Origin of the sequence: Escherichia sp. 93.0816, assembly GCF_013368855.2 — a bacterium.
GTDB lineage: Bacteria > Pseudomonadota > Gammaproteobacteria > Enterobacterales > Enterobacteriaceae > Escherichia > Escherichia ruysiae.
Map to the genome: position 1 here is coordinate 84,044 of NZ_JABWNC020000011.1, position 20,678 is coordinate 104,721.

The 20,678-nt window shown below is 50.2% G+C and carries 19 protein-coding genes, 1 tRNA gene and 2 pseudogenes; 9 read left to right on the top strand and 13 right to left on the bottom strand.

Annotated elements, in window-relative coordinates:
• Nucleotides 1-129: 129 nt before the first annotated feature.
• Entirely contained in the window at nucleotides 130-2,826 is a 2,697-nt protein-coding gene (gene mgtA, locus HEM79_RS13385) for a magnesium-translocating P-type ATPase (protein WP_176241464.1), read from the top strand.
• Nucleotides 2,827-2,871: 45 nt separating this feature from the next.
• On the opposite strand, the gene HEM79_RS13390 is transcribed toward mgtA, so the two are convergent.
• From HEM79_RS13390 to pyrL, 5 genes are all read right to left on the bottom strand, one after another.
• A complete protein-coding gene (locus HEM79_RS13390) occupies nucleotides 2,872-3,327 on the bottom strand; it encodes a transposase (protein WP_176241463.1) in 456 nt (151 codons plus the stop codon).
• A gap of 66 nt (nucleotides 3,328-3,393) precedes the next feature.
• Complete coding sequence (locus HEM79_RS13395; protein WP_000047542.1) at nucleotides 3,394-3,780, bottom strand: enamine/imine deaminase; 387 nt, start codon at nucleotides 3,778-3,780, stop codon at nucleotides 3,394-3,396.
• A 72-nt stretch (nucleotides 3,781-3,852) separates the two neighbouring features.
• Complete coding sequence (gene pyrI / locus HEM79_RS13400) at nucleotides 3,853-4,314, bottom strand: aspartate carbamoyltransferase regulatory subunit (RefSeq protein ID WP_000148581.1); 462 nt, start codon at nucleotides 4,312-4,314, stop codon at nucleotides 3,853-3,855.
• Between the two features lie 12 nt (nucleotides 4,315-4,326).
• Nucleotides 4,327-5,262 carry an aspartate carbamoyltransferase gene (gene pyrB, locus HEM79_RS13405; RefSeq protein ID WP_000013052.1) on the bottom strand — a complete coding sequence of 312 codons (936 nt, stop codon included), beginning with the start codon at nucleotides 5,260-5,262 and terminating at the stop codon, nucleotides 4,327-4,329.
• Between the two features lie 2 nt (nucleotides 5,263-5,264).
• Nucleotides 5,265-5,399, bottom strand: a complete 135-nt coding sequence (pyrL, locus tag HEM79_RS13410) for a pyr operon leader peptide (RefSeq protein WP_001296693.1) — start codon at nucleotides 5,397-5,399, stop codon at nucleotides 5,265-5,267.
• Between the two features lie 260 nt (nucleotides 5,400-5,659).
• Between pyrL and tabA the strand changes: the two genes are divergently transcribed.
• A complete protein-coding gene (gene tabA, locus HEM79_RS13415) occupies nucleotides 5,660-6,112 on the top strand; it encodes a toxin-antitoxin biofilm protein TabA (RefSeq protein WP_176241462.1) in 453 nt (150 codons plus the stop codon).
• 45 nt (nucleotides 6,113-6,157) lie between these two features.
• Here tabA and argF read toward each other — a convergent pair whose 3' ends face one another.
• Nucleotides 6,158-7,162 carry an ornithine carbamoyltransferase gene (gene argF / locus HEM79_RS13420; RefSeq protein ID WP_000012938.1) on the bottom strand — a complete coding sequence of 335 codons (1,005 nt, stop codon included), beginning with the start codon at nucleotides 7,160-7,162 and terminating at the stop codon, nucleotides 6,158-6,160.
• 161 nt (nucleotides 7,163-7,323) lie between these two features.
• On the opposite strand from argF, the gene rraB reads away from it, so the two are divergent.
• Nucleotides 7,324-7,740, top strand: a complete 417-nt coding sequence (gene rraB / locus HEM79_RS13425; protein WP_000002947.1) for a ribonuclease E inhibitor RraB — start codon at nucleotides 7,324-7,326, stop codon at nucleotides 7,738-7,740.
• Nucleotides 7,741-7,785: 45 nt separating this feature from the next.
• On the opposite strand, the gene HEM79_RS13430 is transcribed toward rraB, so the two are convergent.
• Nucleotides 7,786-8,289, bottom strand: coding sequence for a GNAT family N-acetyltransferase (locus tag HEM79_RS13430; protein ID WP_010353854.1), 504 nt, complete (start codon nucleotides 8,287-8,289; stop codon nucleotides 7,786-7,788).
• A 192-nt stretch (nucleotides 8,290-8,481) separates the two neighbouring features.
• Here HEM79_RS13430 and HEM79_RS13435 point away from each other — a divergent pair, with 192 nt between their 5' ends.
• Complete coding sequence (locus HEM79_RS13435; protein WP_176241461.1) at nucleotides 8,482-9,669, top strand: YjgN family protein; 1,188 nt, start codon at nucleotides 8,482-8,484, stop codon at nucleotides 9,667-9,669.
• 49 nt (nucleotides 9,670-9,718) lie between these two features.
• On the opposite strand, the gene valS is transcribed toward HEM79_RS13435, so the two are convergent.
• The 3 genes from valS to pepA form a co-directional block, all read right to left on the bottom strand.
• Entirely contained in the window at nucleotides 9,719-12,574 is a 2,856-nt protein-coding gene (valS, locus tag HEM79_RS13440) for a valine--tRNA ligase (protein WP_000416397.1), read from the bottom strand.
• Nucleotides 12,574-13,017: a DNA polymerase III subunit chi gene (gene holC / locus HEM79_RS13445; protein ID WP_000786399.1), complete on the bottom strand. Its 444-nt coding sequence runs from the start codon at nucleotides 13,015-13,017 to the stop codon at nucleotides 12,574-12,576. Before holC ends, valS begins: the two co-directional genes overlap by 1 nt.
• Nucleotides 13,018-13,149: 132 nt before the next feature.
• Entirely contained in the window at nucleotides 13,150-14,661 is a 1,512-nt protein-coding gene (gene pepA, locus HEM79_RS13450; RefSeq protein ID WP_000397162.1) for a leucyl aminopeptidase, read from the bottom strand.
• A 153-nt stretch (nucleotides 14,662-14,814) separates the two neighbouring features.
• Here pepA and ytgA point away from each other — a divergent pair, with 153 nt between their 5' ends.
• The 3 genes from ytgA (at nucleotide 14,815) to lptG (ending at nucleotide 17,110) form a co-directional block, all read left to right on the top strand.
• On the top strand, nucleotides 14,815-14,865 hold the full coding sequence (gene ytgA / locus HEM79_RS22650; protein WP_211180521.1) for a protein YtgA: 51 nt from the start codon (nucleotides 14,815-14,817) through the stop codon (nucleotides 14,863-14,865).
• A 62-nt stretch (nucleotides 14,866-14,927) separates the two neighbouring features.
• Nucleotides 14,928-16,028, top strand: a complete 1,101-nt coding sequence (gene lptF / locus HEM79_RS13455; RefSeq protein WP_000584137.1) for an LPS export ABC transporter permease LptF — start codon at nucleotides 14,928-14,930, stop codon at nucleotides 16,026-16,028.
• A complete protein-coding gene (gene lptG / locus HEM79_RS13460; RefSeq protein ID WP_001182249.1) occupies nucleotides 16,028-17,110 on the top strand; it encodes an LPS export ABC transporter permease LptG in 1,083 nt (360 codons plus the stop codon). The genes lptF and lptG overlap by 1 nt, the downstream gene beginning before the upstream one ends.
• Nucleotides 17,111-17,231: 121 nt before the next feature.
• On the opposite strand, the gene HEM79_RS13465 is transcribed toward lptG, so the two are convergent.
• Both HEM79_RS13465 and HEM79_RS13470 read right to left on the bottom strand, forming a co-directional pair.
• On the bottom strand, nucleotides 17,232-18,734 hold the full coding sequence (locus HEM79_RS13465; protein ID WP_176241460.1) for a helicase HerA-like C-terminal domain-containing protein: 1,503 nt from the start codon (nucleotides 18,732-18,734) through the stop codon (nucleotides 17,232-17,234).
• Between the two features lie 116 nt (nucleotides 18,735-18,850).
• Nucleotides 18,851-18,982 (bottom strand): annotated as a pseudogene (locus HEM79_RS13470) (alcohol dehydrogenase); the annotation flags it as partial.
• Between the two features lie 152 nt (nucleotides 18,983-19,134).
• Between HEM79_RS13470 and HEM79_RS13475 the strand changes: the two are divergent.
• A tRNA-Leu gene (locus HEM79_RS13475) sits at nucleotides 19,135-19,219 on the top strand.
• A 447-nt stretch (nucleotides 19,220-19,666) separates the two neighbouring features.
• Here HEM79_RS13475 and HEM79_RS13480 read toward each other — a convergent pair.
• Nucleotides 19,667-19,789: pseudogene (locus HEM79_RS13480) on the bottom strand (IS3 family transposase); the annotation flags it as partial.
• A gap of 163 nt (nucleotides 19,790-19,952) precedes the next feature.
• Here HEM79_RS13480 and HEM79_RS13485 point away from each other — a divergent pair.
• Complete coding sequence (locus HEM79_RS13485) at nucleotides 19,953-20,645, top strand: SinI family restriction endonuclease (RefSeq protein WP_000032527.1); 693 nt, start codon at nucleotides 19,953-19,955, stop codon at nucleotides 20,643-20,645.
• Nucleotides 20,646-20,678: the final 33 nt, after the last annotated feature.

The window sequence follows — 20,678 nt, forward strand, 5'->3', positions numbered from 1 at the left end:
CACGGCGTTACCGGATGCGTAAGGCCGTGACGTTTTAACGTCCCTGCTCAGTTTTATTACCTTCAGGTAAGGCTTCGCCACGCCTGAAGATATTTCTGCACTGTTCCTGACAGCGCGGAGGGACTCCCTATGTTTAAAGAAATTTTTACCCGGCTCATTCGCCATTTACCTTCCCGTCTGATCCGTCGCGATCCGCTACCGGGTGCGCAGCAGACAGCGAATGCACCAATCCCGCCTTCCTTAAGCGCGCATTGCCTGAAAATGGCGGTGATGCCCGAAGAAGAATTATGGAAAACGTTCGACACCCACCCGGAAGGGTTGAATCAGGTGGAAGTGGAAGTTGCCCGCGAAAAACATGGCGAAAATAAATTACCTGCGCAACAGCCGTCACCGTGGTGGGTACATTTGTGGGTCTGCTATCGCAATCCCTTTAATATTTTGCTCACGATCCTTGGCGGCATTTCTTACGCCACGGAAGATTTATTTGCCGCTGGCGTTATCGCGTTAATGGTGGCTATTTCTACGTTGCTGAACTTTATTCAGGAAGCACGTTCCACCAAAGCGGCAGATGCCCTGAAAGCGATGGTCAGTAATACCGCGACGGTGCTGCGCGTAATTAACGACAAAGGCGAAAATGGCTGGCTGGAGATCCCGATCGACCAGTTGGTGCCCGGCGATATTATTAAACTGGCGGCGGGGGATATGATCCCGGCAGATTTACGTATCTTGCAGGCGCGGGATCTGTTCGTCGCTCAGGCGTCATTAACCGGTGAGTCTCTGCCCGTTGAAAAAAACGCGACCACGCGCCAGCCGGAGCACAGCAATCCGCTGGAGTGTGACACCCTGTGTTTTATGGGCACCACCGTGGTGAGCGGCACGGCACAAGCGATGGTAATTGCCACAGGTGGCAACACCTGGTTTGGTCAACTGGCGGGGCGTGTCAGTGAGCAGGAAAGCGAGCCGAATGCCTTTCAGCAGGGGATCAGCCGCGTCAGTATGCTGCTGATTCGCTTTATGCTGGTGATGGCGCCCGTGGTGCTGTTGATCAACGGTTACACCAAAGGCGACTGGTGGGAAGCGGCGCTGTTTGCGCTTTCGGTAGCGGTAGGTTTAACGCCGGAAATGTTGCCGATGATTGTCACCTCAACGCTGGCGCGTGGCGCAGTCAAGCTGTCGAAACAGAAAGTGATCGTCAAACATCTGGATGCCATTCAGAACTTTGGCGCTATGGATATTCTGTGTACCGATAAAACCGGCACCCTGACGCAGGATAAAATTGTGCTGGAGAATCATACCGATATCTCCGGTAAAACCAGCGAACGCGTGCTGCATAGCGCGTGGTTGAACAGTCATTACCAGACAGGGCTTAAAAACCTGCTTGATACAGCGGTGCTCGAAGGTACAGATGAAGAGTCAGCGCGTTCGCTGGCCAGCCGTTGGCAGAAAATTGATGAGATTCCGTTTGATTTTGAGCGTCGTCGGATGTCGGTGGTAGTGGCAGAAAATACCGAACACCATCAACTGGTTTGCAAAGGCGCATTGCAGGAAATCCTCAATGTGTGTTCGCAAGTTCGTCACAATGGCGAGATTGTGCCGCTCGATGACACCATGCTGCGTAAGATTAAGCGGGTTACTGATACGCTGAATCGTCAGGGGCTGCGAGTGGTAGCGGTGGCGACGAAATACCTGCCGGCGCGTGAAGGGGATTACCAGCGGGCAGATGAATCCGACCTGATCCTCGAAGGATATATTGCTTTCCTTGATCCGCCCAAAGAGACAACCGCTCCGGCACTGAAGGCATTAAAAGCGAGTGGCATTACCGTAAAAATCCTCACTGGCGACAGTGAGTTAGTGGCGGCGAAAGTGTGCCATGAAGTGGGACTGGACGCGGGAGAGGTGGTTACTGGTAGTGATATTGAAACTCTAACTGACAACGAACTGGCAAATCTCGCGCAGCGCACCACGCTGTTTGCCCGCCTGACGCCGATGCATAAAGAACGCATCGTAACGTTGCTGAAGCGCGAAGGGCATGTAGTTGGCTTTATGGGCGATGGCATTAATGATGCGCCCGCCTTACGTGCTGCGGATATCGGCATTTCTGTGGACGGCGCGGTAGATATTGCCCGTGAAGCAGCGGATATCATTCTGCTGGAAAAAAGCCTGATGGTGCTGGAAGAGGGGGTTATTGAGGGACGTCGTACTTTCGCCAATATGCTGAAATACATCAAAATGACGGCGAGCTCTAACTTCGGTAATGTGTTCAGCGTGCTGGTGGCGAGTGCTTTTTTGCCCTTCCTGCCGATGTTGCCGTTACACTTGCTTATTCAGAACCTGCTGTATGATGTGTCACAGGTGGCGATCCCGTTTGATAACGTAGACGATGAGCAAATTCAAAAGCCGCAGCGTTGGAATCCGGCGGATCTGGGACGCTTTATGATCTTCTTCGGACCGATCAGTTCGATCTTCGATATTCTGACGTTTTGCCTGATGTGGTGGGTATTTCATGCCAACACGCCGGAAACGCAAACGCTGTTCCAGTCGGGCTGGTTTGTGGTGGGGTTACTGTCACAAACGCTGATTGTGCATATGATCCGTACCCGCCGTGTACCGTTTATTCAGAGCTGCGCATCGTGGCCATTAATGATCATGACCGTGATCGTGATGATTGTCGGGATCGCGTTGCCGTTTTCGCCGCTGGCCAGTTATCTGCAATTGCAGGCGCTACCGTTTAGTTACTTCCCGTGGCTGATTGCGATTCTGGCAGGGTATATGACGTTAACGCAACTGGTGAAAGGATTTTATAGCCGTCGTTATGGCTGGCAGTAAGTGAGTGCTGAGACTGATCGGAAAATATTGTTACTGGTCAGTCTTCTACGAAAAGACCTGAACAAAAAAATAGATTACTGCAAAAATAAAAAAACAAATAAACGTCCAGCTCAAATTATAAAGGGCGCTATAGCTTTTATTTACCGAACGAGAGAGAAAGATGTCTTCTTTTTTAATGTGTCTGGAGGAGATGTTGCGATACAGGCGGATATAGTAAACACAATAAAGTAATAAAGGCGGTATTACCCATCCACCTGTTGGTTTGCCAAATATAAGAGTCAGTACAATAGCGATAGCAAAGAAAAGCAGAAAGACGATTTGCGCTTTGGATTCTATTTTTTTTAATTCGCTTCTGATGCCTTCAGCGTGCTGTTCTTGCCAGCGCCGCAGCGTACTAATACTAAATTGATAGTGTTCACATAGCTCCTTATTAGACATACCTTCTTTTGACCGCTGTAAAATTTCAGCAATTTGTTCATTCGTGAAACGGGATTTAGCCATCTTCAACCCTCCGTGGTTGAATCAGATAATCCAGGCGCGATTCCTGGATTATCTTTCTGACAGAGATTAGCGACGAACAGCGATCGCTTCGATCTCAATCTTCACGTCTTTTGGCAGACGAGCAACTTCAACGCAAGAACGTGCCGGGAAGGTAGCGTTGTGTTCGGTGAAGAAGGCTTCGTAAGTCGCATTTACGGTTGCGAAGTCGTTCAGATCTTTCACAAACACGGTGGTTTTAACGATGTCGCCCACTTTCAGGCCAGCCGCTTCCACGATCGCTTTCACGTTATCCAGTGACTGACGCGCTTGTGCTGCTACGTCTGCCGGTACTTCGCCAGTTTTCGGGTTTACCGGGATCTGACCGGAGGTGATGATCATACTGCCCAGATCAACGCCCTGAACATAAGGTCCGATAGCTGCCGGTGCATTTTCCGTAGCGATAGTTTTGCTCATGATTTCTCCTTTATTACAGCGGTAAAAAGTCTGGCTCATTATAGGGAGCCAGACTTTTATTACCAACCGCAATTAATTGGCCAGCACCACATTATGGGAAAACTCTTTTTCGCAGTATTTGCATTTGAGCGCGATGTCATTGGCGCGTTTTCGCACTGCAAAGCTGGAAGAAACCGGTTCGGCATGGCTGATACAGTTGCTGTTCGGGCAGACCAGCACATTGTCGATGCGCTCTGGCAGGCTGGGGCGCGATTTACCAACCACTTCATAGTTGTCGATACGATTTACCGTGGCTTGCGGTGCGTACAGCGCCAGTTGGTCTACCTGATCTTCACTCAAAAAGGTATTTTCGATCTTGATCAGATCCTTGCGCCCCATCTCGCCAGAAGGCAGGTTCAGACCGATGGTGATACGCTGATCCGTTTCGGTCAGCTTGAACAGACTCAACAGCTTAAAACCGATCTGGGCGGGGATATGGTCAATTACCGTGCCGCGTTTAATAGCTTCAACCTGCAATTTATTATCGTGTGTCATCTCTATGTCCCCTTACAGTACCAGATCGCGATTCAGAACCAGTGCCAGTAACGCCTGGCGAGCGAAAATCCCATTGCCTGCCTGCTGGAAGTACCAGGCGTGCGGCGTTTTATCGACATCCGTCGCAATTTCATCAATACGCGGCAGCGGATGCAGCACTTTCATATTGGCTTTGGCGTTGTGAAGATCGCTGGCGCGCAGGACAAACTGCGCTTTTACGTTGGCGTATTCGGACGGATCCAGGCGTTCTTTTTGCACGCGGGTCATATACAGAATGTCCACTTCCGCCATCACTTCTTCAATGGAACTATGCAGGCTCCAGGCGATCCCTTTTTCATCAAGCATGTCCAGAATGTACTGCGGCATTGCCAGCGCGTCCGGCGCGATGAAGTAAAAACGGTTGCCGTCGAACTTCGCTAACGCCTGAGTCAGGGAGTGAACGGTGCGACCATATTTCAGGTCGCCGACCATTGCGACGCGAAGATTGTCCAGACGTCCCTGGGTTTCCTGAATGGTGAACAGATCCAGCAAGGTTTGCGTCGGATGTTGGTTGGAACCATCACCGGCGTTCAGCACCGGCACATTGCCGGAAAACTCGGTCGCCAGGCGCGCCGCACCTTCCTGCGGATGGCGCATCACAATCGCATCGACGTAAGTGCTGATAACCGAGATGGTATCAGCCAGCGTTTCACCTTTTTTTCCCAGTGAGGTGTTTGCGCTGTCAGAGAATCCCACCACACTAGCGCCCAGGCGGTGCATCGAGGTTTCGAAAGAGAGGCGGGTGCGGGTTGATGCTTCGAAGAAGCAACTGGCAATCACTTTATGTTTCAACAACTCTGGTTGCGGGTTTGCTTTCAGTTTCGCCGCTGTCGCCAGCACCAGATTAAGGTCATCGCGACTAAGGTCATTTATGGAAATGATATGTTTTTGATATAGCGGATTAGCCATGTTTATCTCCTGACGCCTGGGCAAAAAAAAGCCCCTCGATTGAGGGGCTGGGAATGGGTGATCAACGGGAAGAAAAACGGCAGGCCAGCGTCTTTTTTCAGACGCGGTAAGACAAAATGTCGAACACACTGAACCATACATCCTCCCGGCAAATTGTCCGGTATTATACTCAGCCAGAAAGTGGGATCAAGCGATTAATGCAAGAAATTCCCCAGGTAAACGATTGTTGTGAATTTATATGCTTCAAATTTGAATTTATAACGAAATGAATTTGGGGGGAATGTGGGTGGAAAAATATGCGCTGGCGCAATCAGGCGGCAAAAAATGCTGGTATGGCAGTAAGGAATTACGTATAACAAGAGAAATGAAACGATGTTTTAATTGAGGGAATGAAAAAATGATCATCGGAAATATTCATAATCTCCAGCAATGGTTTCCGGAAGAGTTACGCCAGGCGATCGAGTATATTAAAGCGCACGTTACGGCAGAAACGCCAAAAGGTAAGCACGACATCGAAGGCAACCGCCTGTTTTATCTTATCTCTGAAGATATGACCGAGCCGTATGAAGCACGCCGTGCGGAGTACCATGCCCGCTATCTCGATATTCAGATTGTGCTAAAAGGGCAGGAAGGCATGACCTTCAGCACACAACCTGCGGGCACGCCGGATACCGATTGGTTAGCCGATAAAGACATCGCCTTTTTGCCAGAAGGTGTTGAGGAGAAAACAGTTATCCTCAATGAAGGCGACTTTGTCGTGTTCTATCCGGGTGAAGTACACAAGCCACTGTGCGCAGTGGGCGAGCCTGCCCAGGTTCGCAAAGCAGTTGTGAAAATGCTGATGGCGTAAGTGGATTATGCCGGAGGCGACGTTACGCCGCCTCCGGTACTGGCGTTATTGGGCGAGCGTCGCAACCATTACCGCTTTGATGGTATGCATGCGGTTTTCCGCCTGATCAAAAACAATACTGGCGGCAGATTCAAAGACCTCATCCGTCACTTCCATCCCACCGTGCAGGCCAAACTCTTCTGCCATCTTTTTACCTAGCGTCGTTTGGTCGTCATGAAACGCGGGCAGACAGTGCAGGAATTTGACGTCTGGATTACCGGTCAACTGCATCATTTTGCTATTCACCTGATAATCACGCAGCAATGCAATACGTTCTGCCCATTTCTCTTTCGCTTCCCCCATCGACACCCACACATCGGTGTAAATAAAGTCGGCCCCTTTAACGCCTGCTGCGATATCTTCTGTCAGCGTAATATTCCCGCCATTTTGCTGCGCCAGGGCGCGGCATTCCGTAACCAGCGAAGCTTCCGGCCAGCACGCTTGTGGCGCTACCAGGCGTAAATCCAGACCGGTCAACGCCGCAGCTTCCAGCATTGAGTTACCCATGTTGTTGCGTGCATCTCCGGCATAAACCAGCGTCATCTCATTGAAAGCTTTACCTGGTAAATGCTCCTGCATGGTCAGCAGATCCGCCAGAAGCTGTGTAGGATGAAACTCATTGGTCAGGCCGTTCCATACCGGCACACCTGCATATTCCGCCAGCGTTTCGACAATCTCCTGACCATAGCCGCGATACTGAATACCGTCATACATGCGACCAAGTACGCGGGCGGTATCTTTAATCGACTCTTTATGGCCAATCTGGCTGCCGCTTGGGCCGAGATAAGTGACACGTGCGCCCTGGTCATATGCGGCAACTTCGAAAGAGCATCGGGTACGAGTCGAGTCTTTTTCGAAGATGAGCGCGATATTTTTACCTGTGAGTCTGGCTTCTTCTTTACCGCTTTTCTTATCGGCTTTCAGCTTCGCAGCTAACTGCAGCAGGCTGTTGAGTTCAGCTGGCGTGAAATCGAGTAATTTCAGGAAATGTTTATGATAAAACCCGGACATAGATCCCTCCTGTGGCTAACGCCGTAATGAATTAAAATTCAATTTATATGGATGATTATTCATTTGCAAGTCTAAAACATAAATCTTTGTCACAAAGGTGGAGGCAATGTCAGTGGTGTGTGACAATAAGAGTATCGGCAGGACATTAAGAGGAATGAGCCATGGCAAACCCGGAACAACTGGAAGAACAGCGTGAAGAAACGCGTTTGATTATTGAAGAATTACTGGAAGATGGCAGCGATCCGGACGCGCTGTACACCATCGAACATCACCTTTCCGCAGACGATCTGGAAACCCTGGAAAAAGCAGCGGTTGAAGCGTTTAAACTCGGTTACGAAGTGACCGATCCGGAAGAGCTGGAAGTGGAAGATGGCGATATCGTAATTTGCTGTGACATCCTCAGCGAATGCGCGTTGAATGCCGATCTTATCGACGCCCAGGTTGAGCAATTGATGAACCTGGCAGAGAAATTCGACGTTGAATACGACGGTTGGGGTACTTACTTTGAAGATCCTAACGGCGAAGATGGCGACGATGAAGATTATGTCGACGAAGACGATGACGGTGTTCGTCACTAATTAATTGATTAAAATGCCCGCTAGTACACACTAGCGGGCATTTTTTTAGAGTTTACGCAGCATCCGCACTTCACAATCGACATGGCCCGTGCAACCAAGTGCGTAATCGATATGTTGAAAACCTAAATGTTCATACAAACCAATCGCTTCTTTTAAAAAAGCGGTCGTTTCCAGATAGCAGCGTTTGAAGCCCATTTCTCGCGCCTGCTCCATCGCCATTAAGGCCAGTTTTTTCGCCAGTCCTTTACCGCGAATAGCAGGAAGAAAATACATCTTTTGCAGCTCGCAAATGTCCGATTCACTACCTGCTAATGGCGCAATCCCGCCGCCGCCCACCACTTCGCCATTATGCTCAACTACCCAATACGCATGACCAGGCTGACTATACACTTGATACAATTCGTCGAGATTGGGATCGGCGACGGTGTAGCCTTTATCAGCGGTAAGACCGTATTCTGCGGATACCTGGCGGATGACGCTGGCGATGGCGGGATTATCGGCGGCAGTAAGTTTGCGCAAACGGAGCGCGGGAGAAGCGACAACATTCATAGCATAGCTCAATTTCAAATGTATGATTTATAGCTCACTTTAATACCACCCTCGCTTATGCGGTGCAAGAAGAAGATAAATCAGAAAATATTAAGCATATATCTCTTTGAGAAAGCGTATTCTAGGTGTACCAGTATCAATTTACTGGGATTATTATCTATATGAATGGAATTTATTTTAGGGATATGATTCATGAATGGTGTAAACGTCGGGAAAGATAATTCTCGTCACTCATTTGTTTTTACAGGCAAAGGTGGTGAGTATTTTCTTATTTGTCTTGTGAATTTTTTACTGACAATTATTACTCTGGGAATATATGGGCCGTGGGCATTGGTGAAATGCCGTCGTTATATTTATCAACATGTGACACTCAATGGGCAACCATTTAGTTATAAGGGAACAGGTGGTGCCATTTTCGTTAGCATGTTCCTTATTATGGTCGTTTATCTTCTCAGTATTTCTTGTTTTTCAGGCCAGCACTTTGTTCTTGGTTTTCTCCTGTTTGCTCTCTTGATCTGCGGTATTCCTTGCATGGCAGTGAAGAGTCTGCAATATCAGGCGAACATGACCTCACTGAATGGCATTCGCTTTGGCTTTAACTGCTCGATGCTCCGTGCATGGTGGGTCATGTTAGGTCTGCCTGTTCTGTTGGCGTTAGCTTTTTGGTTCGCACTGTATCTTATTGCGCAAGTGACGACATCGATAGGAGGATTATTCTTTAACTTAGTCGCGTTAAGTTTGCTTTCTGCCATCGGGCTGGGTGTCGTCCATGGTATAACCTATAGTAAATGGATGCCATTGCTGGGTAACAATGCAACTTTTGGCATTCATAAGTTTTCTGTTCAGGTAAACGTAAAAGAATGCATTAAAGGATGTACGCTCGCAATATTAACTATGGCTCCTTTCATCATTGTGATTGGTATTATGATTGCGCCAGTATTCCAGCAGTTAATAATGATGAGCATGTTGGGGCAGTCTGATGCAGGAGGTGAGCTTGTATTGCAATATTACCCGCAGATTACGGCCTCCTACTTCCTGTATTTTGTTGCGATTCTTGTGTTTTCCATTTATCTCTATGTCACGTTACGCAATCTGTTTCTGAATAATTTAACGCTGGCAAATGGAACAATTCGTTTTCATTCGTCCATTACCACGTTCGGTATGCTTCTGCGCATGTTTGCAGTATTAATGGGAGCCTCAATCACCTGTGGCCTGGCTTACCCCTGGTTGAAAATGTGGATGATTAGCTGGATTGCCAACAATACCCACGTTCAGGGTGACCTTGATTCGCTGGAGTTAACCAATGATGACAAACCGCAGGATAGCGGTCCGTTAATGTGGATTTCTCGCGGTATCATGCCGTATGTTCCGTTTATCTAAATAAAAAGGCCGGAGTATGCTCCGGCCTTCATTTTCTTTACTGTATTGATTACAGTGCAGCGATAACAGCCTGCTGTTCAATCAGCTTCGCTTTCGCTTCTGCATAGCCTTCCAGCTTCTCACGCTCTTTAGCGATGACCGCTTCCGGTGCGCGGGCGACAAAGCCTTCGTTCGCCAGCTTGTTCTCGATACGGCTGATTTCACCTTCAATCTTCGCCACTTCTTTCGCCAGACGCGCCAGCTCATCTTCTTTGTTGATGAGGCCAGCCATCGGGATCAGCAGCTCAGCGCCGTCGACGATCTTAGTAACGGAAACCGGACCTTTGTCATCGGCAGGCAGCACGGTGATGCTTTCCAGGCGTGCCAGCGTTTGCAGGAAGCCACGGTTTTCATTCACGCGACGCTCTGCATCCGCACTGCAACCACGCAGCAGCAGCTCCAGCGGTTTGCCCGGCGCGATGTTCATTTCTGCACGGATGTTACGTACCGCAACGATCGCTTGTTTCAGCCACTCGGTATCGGCCAGTGCGGCTTCATCAACCTGAGATGCATCGTACTGCGGGAACGGCTGCAGCATGATGGTGTCAGCGGTGATGCCGCAAAGCACTTTTACGCGCTGCCAGATAGTTTCGGTGATGAACGGAATGATCGGATGCGCGAGGCGCAGCAGACCTTCCAGCACGGTCACCAGCGTATGGCGAGTACCACGCAGTTCGGCTTCGGTGCCACCGTTCATTACCGGCTTGGTCAGCTCCAGATACCAGTCACAGAACTGGTTCCAGGTGAATTCATACAGAATGCCAGCAGCGATATCGAAGCGGAAGCTATCCAGTGCTTCGCGGTACGCTTTGATGGTCTGGTTGAACTCCGCCAGAATCCAGCGATCCGCCAGCGACAGCGTCATTTCGCCGCCGTTGAAGCCGCAATCCTGACCTTCTGTGTTCATCAGCACAAAGCGGCTGGCGTTCCACAGTTTGTTACAGAAGTTACGGTAACCTTCCAGACGCTTCATATCCCAGTTGATGTCACGACCAGTAGAAGCCAGTGCCGCCAGGGTGAAGCGCAGGGCGTCAGTACCGTGCGGCTCAATGCCGTTCGGGAACTGCTTCTCGGTGCGCTTACGGATTTTGTCCGCCAGCTGCGGCTGCATCATATTGCCGGTGCGTTTTTCCAGCAGTTCTGGCAGCGAAATACCGTCGACCATATCCAGCGGGTCAATAACGTTACCCTTGGATTTGGACATCTTCTGGCCTTCGTCGTCACGAATCAGACCGGTCATGTAAACGGTGTGGAACGGCACCTGCGGCTTGCCATTTTCATCTTTGATGAAGTGCATGGTCATCATGATCATGCGGGCAATCCAGAAGAAGATGATGTCGAAGCCAGAAACCATCACGCTGGTCGGGTGGAACTGACGCAGGGCGTCGGTATTTTCCGGCCAGCCAAGAGTAGAGAAGGTCCACAGCGCGGAAGAGAACCAGGTGTCGAGAACGTCTTCGTCCTGACGCAACGCGACGTCCGCACCGAGGTTATTTTCTTGACGCACTTCATCTTCGTTGCGGCCAACATAAACGTTACCCGCTTCGTCGTACCATGCCGGGATACGGTGACCCCACCACAGCTGACGAGAGATACACCAGTCCTGAATATCGCGCATCCAGGAGAAGTACATGTTTTCGTACTGCTTCGGTACGAACTGAATGTCGCCGTTCTCAACCGCTTCAACTGCCGGTTTCGCCAGTACATCGGCACGCACGTACCACTGGTCGGTCAGCATCGGTTCGATAACCACGCCGCCACGGTCGCCGTAAGGAACGGTCAGATCGTGCGGTTTGATCTCTTCCAGCAGACCGAGTGCGTCAACCGCAGCAACGACTGCTTTACGCGCAGCAAAACGCTCCAGTTTCTGGAACTCTGCCGGGATCTCACTGGAATAAACGTCGGATTCGTTGCCTTTGGTATCGAACACCTGGGCGCTTTCACGGATATCACCGTCAAAGGTCAGGATGTTGATCATCGGCAGGGCGTGACGTTTACCGACTTCATAGTCGTTAAAGTCGTGTGCCGGAGTGATCTTCACGCAGCCGGTGCCTTTTTCCATGTCGGCGTGTTCGTCGCCAACGATCGGAATACGACGGTTAACCAGCGGCAGAATGACATATTTGCCAATCAGATCTTTATAACGCGGATCTTCCGGGTTAACAGCCACGCCGGTATCGCCCAGCAGGGTTTCCGGACGGGTGGTCGCAACCACCAGATAATCTTTACCATCTGCGGTCTTCGCGCCGTCAGCCAGCGGATAGCGGATGTGCCACATAGAACCTTTCGATTCGCGGTTTTCCACTTCCAGGTCAGAGATAGCGGTGCGCAGTTTCGGATCCCAGTTTACCAGGCGTTTGCCACGGTAAATCAGGTCTTCTTTATACAGACGAACGAAAACTTCTTTCACCGCATTGGACAGGCCTTCGTCCATGGTGAAGCGTTCACGCTCCCAGTCTACGGAGTTGCCGAGACGACGCATCTGACGGGTAATGGTGCCGCCGGATTCTGCTTTCCATTCCCAGATTTTGTCGATGAAGGCTTCGCGGCCATAGTCGTGACGGGTTTTACCTTCTTCTGCGGCAATCTTGCGCTCAACGACCATCTGGGTAGCGATCCCGGCGTGGTCAGTACCGACCTGCCACAGGGTATTTTTACCTTGCATACGCTGATAGCGGATCATGGTATCCATGATGGTTTGCTGGAAGGCGTGACCCATATGCAAACTGCCGGTGACGTTCGGCGGCGGGATCATGATGCAGAAACTTTCCTGGCTTTCATCGCCATTAGGCTTAAAGTAGCCCTGCTTTTCCCAGTGCTCGTAAAGCGGCTGTTCGATATCTTGTGGGTTATATGTCTTTTCCATTATTTCCAGGTTGCCGTATTCAGGTTGAAACCAGCCACGCGGTAGGCTTTATAGCGTTCGCGCGCCAGTTGTTTCAGAGAATCTTCATAAGGAACGAAGTCTACCACTTCTGTGAAAGCGGTGGCAAAATCTGCAAAGCTTGTTCGCAGACTAATCAATATATCGCGCGGGCTGCTGCTACGTTTTTGCGGCCAGGCGATCTCCACCGGCGCACCGCCGCGCGGTCCTTCTCCCGCTAAATTGTGCGGAACAAAACTTTCTGCCGGACGCGCCCACAGGGCTTCATCCAGCCGGTAAGCCTGCTTTTCATCTTCACAGGCGATGAGCACGCGCTTACCGCTGCGCCAACGTTCTGCGGCAATTTCACACACCAGTTGCTCAACGGCGCTTAAGCCATCGACGGTGGTGTCATTGTCCAGAAGGTAGAACGTTGCGTTTTTCATATATGGGCTTCTTGTGGTGGATTTAAATATTGCTGCATTCCTCACCCTGAAAGATGAGCAATGAATTTCTATTGCGCTCGATCGGTTCCCTCTCCCTTAGGGAGAGGGTTAGGGTGAGGGTAAAACGCAAACTTACTCTTCGCCGTTAAACCCGGCGCGATTCAGCAGGAACTGTGCCAGCAACGCTACCGGACGACCGGTTGCGCCTTTTGCCTTTCCAGAACGCCATGCGGTTCCCGCGATATCCAGGTGCGCCCAGTTGTACTTACGGGTAAAGCGCGACAGGAAGCAACCTGCGGTAATCGCCCCACCAGGACGACCGCCAATGTTCGCCATATCGGCAAAATTGGATTCCAGCTGTTCCTGGTACTCATCACCCAGCGGTAAACGCCATGCGCGGTCACCGGATTGCTCAGACGCGGCAATCAGCTCATGAGCCAGTGGATTATGATTCGCCATCAGACCAGTAATGTGATGACCCAGCGCGATTACGCAGGCACCGGTCAACGTCGCTACGTCAATCACCGCTTCTGGCTCAAAACGCTCAACGTAAGTTAACACATCGCACAGCACCAGACGGCCTTCGGCGTCGGTGTTCAGCACTTCAACGGTTTGACCGGACATGGTGGTTAACACATCACCCGGACGATAGGCTCGTCCGCCAGGCATGTTTTCGCAGCCTGCCAGCACGCCGATAACGTTAATCGGCAGTTGTAGCTCTGCGACCATACGCATCACGCCGTAAACCGCTGCCGCACCGCACATATCGTACTTCATCTCATCCATGCCTTCTGAAGGCTTGATGGAGATGCCGCCGGAGTCGAAGGTTAAACCTTTACCCACCAGCACGATTGGGCGTGCATCTTCCGACGCGTTGCCTTTGTACTCAATCACTGACATCAGCGATTCGTTTTGTGAACCCTGACCGACCGCCAGATAGGAATGCATCCCCAGTTCTTTCATCTGCTGTTCGCCGATAACGCGGGTAATGACATTCTTGCTGTAGCTGTCAGCCAGCTGGCGCGCCTGAGAGGCGAGGTAAGCGGCATTACAGATATTCGGCGGCATATTGCCGAGATCTTTTGCTGCTTTAATCCCGGCGGCAATTGCCAGACCGTGCTGGATCGCGCGCTCACCGCTGGTCAGTTCGCGGCGGGTCGGCACGTTGAAGACCATCTTACGCAGCGGACGACGCGGCTCGGTCTTGTTTGTTTTCAGTTGGTCAAAACTGTAAAGCGTCTCTTTTGCTGTCTCGACAGCCTGACGCACTTTCCAGTAGTTGTTGCGACCTTTGACGTGCAGCTCGGTCAGGAAACAGACCGCTTCCATTGAACCAGTATCATTCAGTGTATTAATGGTTTTCTGAATAACCTGCTTGTACTGACGCTCATCCAGCTCACGTTCTTTGCCGCAACCAATAAGGAGGATGCGCTCGGAGAGCACGTTTGGCACATGGTGCAGCAACAGTGTCTGCCCCGGTTTTCCTTCCAGTTCGCCCCGACGCAGCAGGGCGCTGATGTACCCATCACTGATCTTATCGAGCTGTTCTGCAATCGGAGAAAGGCGACGTGGTTCGAAGACGCCCACGACGATGCAGGCACTCCGCTGTTTCTCCGGGCTACCGCTTTTTACACTAAACTCCATGCACTACGCTCCTGAATCTTAAAGACAACGGCGGTGGCTACAGATAGAATTGCAAGCTTTCGTAACTCATGTCCGCTGTTGCGATGACTTCGTGTTAATCTTAACGTTATTACGGCATTGGCACGTCAGAACAAAATCTGAGAGGTGAATCCGTTGAGTATAATTATCTTAGCGACGATTTCGACGACTCAAGAGAATAAATGACGTTTAAGCCATGAAACAAGCTAAAATCCTGCAAAAGACGAGTTTTTACGGGCGTATTTAAAGTGATAATCATAAGATATCTGGTTCGGGAGACGCTCAAAAGCCAGCTGGCGATACTCTTCATCTTGCTTTTGATCTTCTTCTGTCAAAAGTTAGTGAGGATACTCGGCGCAGCGGTTGACGGCGACATTCCGGCGAACCTGGTGCTCTCCCTTCTCGGGTTGGGCGTGCCGGAAATGGCGCAGCTTATCCTGCCATTAAGCCTGTTCCTCGGGCTGCTGATGACGTTGGGTAAACTGTATACCGAAAGTGAAATTACGGTAATGCATGCCTGCGGCCTGAGCAAAGCGGTTCTGGTGAAAGCGGCAATGGTTCTCGCGGTGTTCACGGCGATTGTCGCGGCGGTTAACGTCATGTGGGCGGGGCCGTGGTCATCGCGTCATCAGGATGAAGTGTTAGCAGAAGCGAAAGCGAACCCTGGCATGGCGGCGCTGGCGCAAGGGCAATTCCAGCAAGCGACCAATGGCAGCTCGGTGTTGTTCATCGAAAGCGTTGACGGCAGCGATTTCAAAGATGTGTTCCTCGCGCAAATTCGACCAAAAGGTAATGCACGACCTTCTGTGGTGGTGGCCGATTCCGGACATTTAACTCAGTTGCGGGATGGCTCTCAGGTGGTGACTCTCAACCAGGGAACGCGTTTCGAAGGCACTGCACTGTTACGTGATTTCCGCATTACTGACTTCCAGGATTATCAGGCGATCATTGGTCACCAGGCGGTGGCGCTCGACCCGAACGATACCGACCAGATGGACATGCGCACGTTGTGGAACACCGACACCGATCGCGCCCGGGCGGAACTGAACTGGCGTATCACGTTGGTATTCACCGTGTTTATGATGGCGCTCATGGTTGTACCGTTGAGCGTGGTTAACCCACGTCAGGGACGCGTACTGTCGATGCTGCCTGCGATGCTGCTGTATCTGCTTTTCTTCCTGATCCAGACCTCCCTGAAATCGAACGGTGGCAAAGGTAAGCTGGACCCGACGCTGTGGATGTGGACCGTTAACCTGATTTATCTGGCTTTGGCGATTGTTCTCAACCTTTGGGATACGGTGCCGGTTCGCCGCCTGCGCGCCAGTTTTTCGCGTAAAGGAGCGGTGTGATGCAACCTTTTGGCGTACTTGACCGCTATATCGGTAAAACTATTTTCACCACCATCATGATGACGCTGTTCATGCTGGTGTCGCTCTCCGGCATTATCAAATTTGTCGATCAGCTGAAAAAAGCCGGGCAGGGGAGTTACGACGCGTTAGGCGCAGGAATGTATACCCTGCTGAGCGTGCCGAAAGATGTGCAAATCTTCTTCCCGATGGCGGCTCTGCTGGGGGCGTTGCTTGGTCTTGGGATGCTGGCGCAGCGCAGCGAACTGGTGGTGATGCAGGCTTCTGGTTTTACCCGTATGCAGGTGGCGTTGTCGGTAATGAAAACCGCCATTCCGCTGGTCTTGCTGACGATGGCGATTGGCGAATGGGTCGCACCGCAGGGCGAGCAGATGGCACGTAACTACCGTGCACAGGCGATGTACGGCGGCTCGTTGCTCTCTACCCAGCAAGGCTTATGGGCGAAAGATGGCGACAACTTTGTCTACATTGAGCGGGTTAAAGGTGATGAAGAGTTAGGGGGTATCAGTATTTATGCCTTTAACGAAAATCGTCGTCTGCAATCTGTGCGCTATGCCGCTTCTGCGAAGTTTGATCCTGAACATAAAGTCTGGCGGCTGTCGCAGGTTGATGAATCTGACCTGACTAATCCAAAACAAATCACCGGTTCGCAGACCGTGAGTGGCACCTGGAAAACCAACCTCACGCCAGACAAACTGGGCGTGGTGGCGCTGGACCCGGATGCACTCTCCATCAGCGGTTTGCACAACTATGTAAAGTATCTGAAGTCGAGTGGTCAGGACGCTGGACGTTATCAGCTCAACATGTGGAGCAAAATCTTCCAGCCGCTATCCGTGGCGGTGATGATGCTGATGGCGCTGTCGTTCATCTTCGGCCCACTGCGTAGCGTGCCGATGGGCGTGCGCGTGGTTACCGGTATCAGCTTCGGTTTTGTGTTCTATGTACTGGATCAGATCTTCGGCCCGCTGACGTTGGTTTACGGCATCCCGCCGATCATCGGCGCACTGTTGCCAAGTGCAAGTTTCTTCTTAATCAGCCTGTGGCTGTTAATGAGAAAATCGTAACCAGATGAGTGAAGGAAGGGAGCGAAAGCTCCCTTTCAGATTTTTGATAAAGTCAAATACGAGCTCGATCGGTCCCCTCGCCCCTTTGGGCTGAGGGGGAGGGGCACAGACAGCACCTGACTTACCTTCTTCTTCCCCCAAGTAAACTCCCCAGCACACCGCGTATAATCTGGTTCGTGACCTGGCGGGCGGCACTTTTCGCCATAGTCTGTACTACGCCATCTTTCTTTCCGCCACGCGGTCCGGTAGTGCCAAACAAAATGTCCTTTAACCCACCGAGAATACCGTCATCCACAGCCATCTCTTTTCCTTTGGCTGGTGGATTATTTTGCTGTTCGGTACTGGTTTGCACTCCTTTTTGCAGCATCTCATAGGCAGATTCCCGATCCACGTCATCTTCATACTTGCCATATACCGACGAGTGATTAATCAGGCCGTTACGCTCATCTTCCGTCACCGGTCCCATCCGTGAACAAGGCGCAATCACCATCGCACGCTCCACCACAGAAGGACTACCTTTCGCATCCAGAAATGAGATCAACGCTTCGCCGGTTCCCAGCTCCTGGATTGCCTTTTCTGTATCAAACGCTGGATTGGGTCGCATGGTTTGCGCTGCCGTCTTCACTGCTTTCTGGTCTTTCGGCGTAAAGGCGCGCAGAGCGTGCTGAACGCGATTCCCCAACTGCCCGAGTACGTTGTCGGGTATATCCGAAGGGTTTTGCGAGACAAACCAGACGCCCACGCCTTTCGAGCGGATAAGCCGTATTACCTGCTCAATTTTATCCAGCAGCACCTGCGGTGCATCGTTAAACAGCAGATGCGCTTCGTCGAAGAAAAAGACGAGTTTCGGTTTATCCAGATCCCCCGCTTCCGGCAGTTGCTCATACAATTCAGAAAGCATCCACAGCAGACTGGCAGCGTACAGTTTTGGCATCTGGTAGAGCTTTTCGGCGCTAAGGATATTGATAACGCCTTTGCCGTTGGCATCGGTACGCATCCAGTCTTTGATATCCAGCATCGGCTCGCCAAAGAAATGCGTCGCTCCTTGCTGCTCCAGCGACAGTAATCCGCGCTGGATTGCACCAACAGATGCGTTACTGATATTGCCATACTGATTCTGGAATGATTTGGCGTTATCTCCGATGTACTGGGTAATGGCCCGAAGATCCTTAAAGTCGAGCAACAACAGTCCCTGATCGTCAGCAATGCGGAAGATGATATCCAGCACACCAGTTTGCACGTCGTTGAGATTCAACAAACGCGCCAGCAACAGCGGCCCCAGATCGGAGACCGTAGCCCGTACTGGATGACCTTTCTCACCAAAAATATCCCATACCACCACTGGATTCGCATGTGGTTGCCAGTCGTTGACGCCGATACTTTTCAACCGAGCGAGCAGTTTTTCCGAGGTCGTACCTTCCTGTGCAACCCCGGTCAAATCGCCTTTCACATCGGCCATAAACACGGGGACACCGATTTCTGACAGTGATTCCGCTAGTTTTTGCAGCGTGACAGTTTTACCCGTCCCCGTTGCGCCAGTAATCAGCCCGTGACGGTTAGCCATAGCGGGTAATAAAAACAGTTCCGTGTCAGGCGTGCGTGCAATTAAAAGTGGTTCGCTCATGAGATTTCCTCCAGTTCCCTGCCTGGAGTATAGGCACGGTTGAAAAGTTTTCACCACTAAATTCAGCCGATTGCGAGATGTCTTAAAGGCCGGGCAGAATCGGCCTGGTAAAGGGATCAGAAGTCGGCTTTCAGGACCACGCGGCAGCGCGCCTTACCGTCACGTACATGCTGGATGGCATCGTTAATTTTCGACATCGGGAACCGTTCGGTTGTTGGTGCGACTTTGCTGCGGGAAGTGTAGAGCATGGTCGGGCAGGTGCCTGGAGTGTGACAGAGGTTACACATCGTGGAAGACAATGCTGAAATTTTCAGCACTTAGCGAGGCAGGCGTAAGCTGGCGCTTGCATGGTGACGCGTGACAGGTATAATCCACAACGTTTTCCGCATACCTCTTCAGTGCCGAAGTGGCGAAATCGGTAGACGCAGTTGATTCAAAATCAACCGTAGAAATACGTGCCGGTTCGAGTCCGGCCTTCGGCACCAAAAGTATGCAATAGCTTGTTTTTCAACGAGTTATGGTGAAAACCCTGTCTATTGCTACTAATCTTTTCCCGTAATCTATTATCTTGGACTGCCGCTATGGTTGATGATGGTAATGGGAGATCTTAACTGTAACGGCCTCTAGTTGTACTGCTCGAACAGGTATTAAAAACTCGAAGCTGATGACGATACCACGTCTATAAATCCTTCCAAAGCAGACTAACTAAGCATTCAAGCCCGATGTGCTGTCTTCCTGTATCTGATTTTGAGATCTGAATGGCGGCGTAAACAAGTCTATGGTGGTGTGTATCTGTAAACGATATGCAGGCTCTGCCAGCATTTCAGCCATGCCCCTGCAAAGGTACACAGTTATCCTGATAATGTTCCGGAGTTATCGGGGGAGGCTTTGGGTGTTTTGCCCTGACACTCATTACGCAGTTGTTTGACTCACCTTGTAATCGTGGAAAGGCCGACATCCATAGCTTTGAAGGTATCTGCCACTGTGTAGTTCTGGTCAACAACCAGTTGAGTGGATTCGCGTTTGGATTCTGGACTAAAACTTCTTCTTTTCATTGGTGCACCTGTGTTGTTATGAGGTGGGCTTATCACTTCTGTTCAGGTGGCCAAATTCAGTAAACCACGACATAAGTTGTGAGAGAGTAAAACTTTTGCTGTAACTTTCAAAGTCAGAAAATTATACTACATCCAAACACTTAATGGATGTCGGGAGAATACAATGTCAAAAGAGACGTCTTTTGTTAAGAATGCTGAGGAACTTGCAAAGCAAAAAATGGATGCTATTAACCCTGAACTTTCTTCAAAATTTAAATTTTTAATAAAATTCCTGTCTCAGTTTCCTGAAGCTTGCTCTAAACCTCGTTCAAAAAAAATGCAGAATAAAGTTGGTCAAGAGGAACATATTGAATATTTAGCTCGTAGTTTTCATGAGAGTCGATTGCCAAGAAAACCCACGCCACCTACAACGGTTCCTGATGAGGTGGTTAGCATAGTTCTTAATATAAGTTTTAATATACAGCCTGAAAATCTTGAGAGAATAAAAGAAGAACATAGATTGTCGATGGCTGCTGAGAATATTGTAGGTGATTTGCTTGAAAGGTATCTTGCTGAAAAACTAGAACCTTCTGGATGGATATGGTGTTCAGGCACAAGTGTTAAAGCAGTTGATTTTATTCACTATGATGAAAAAAACAATGAATGGAACCTGCTCCAAGTTAAAAATAGAGATAATACCGAAAACTCATCGAGTAGTAAGATTAGAGATAATACAACAATAAAAAAATGGTTTAGAACTTACTCACAGCGTGATGCTACTAATTGGGAAAATTTTCCAGATGAAGTATCATCTAAGAATTTAAATGAAGAAGACTTCAGAGCTTTTGTTAAAAATTATTTGGTAAAAATAATATAAAGAGGAGGAAAACACTTCATTTTTATCATAATA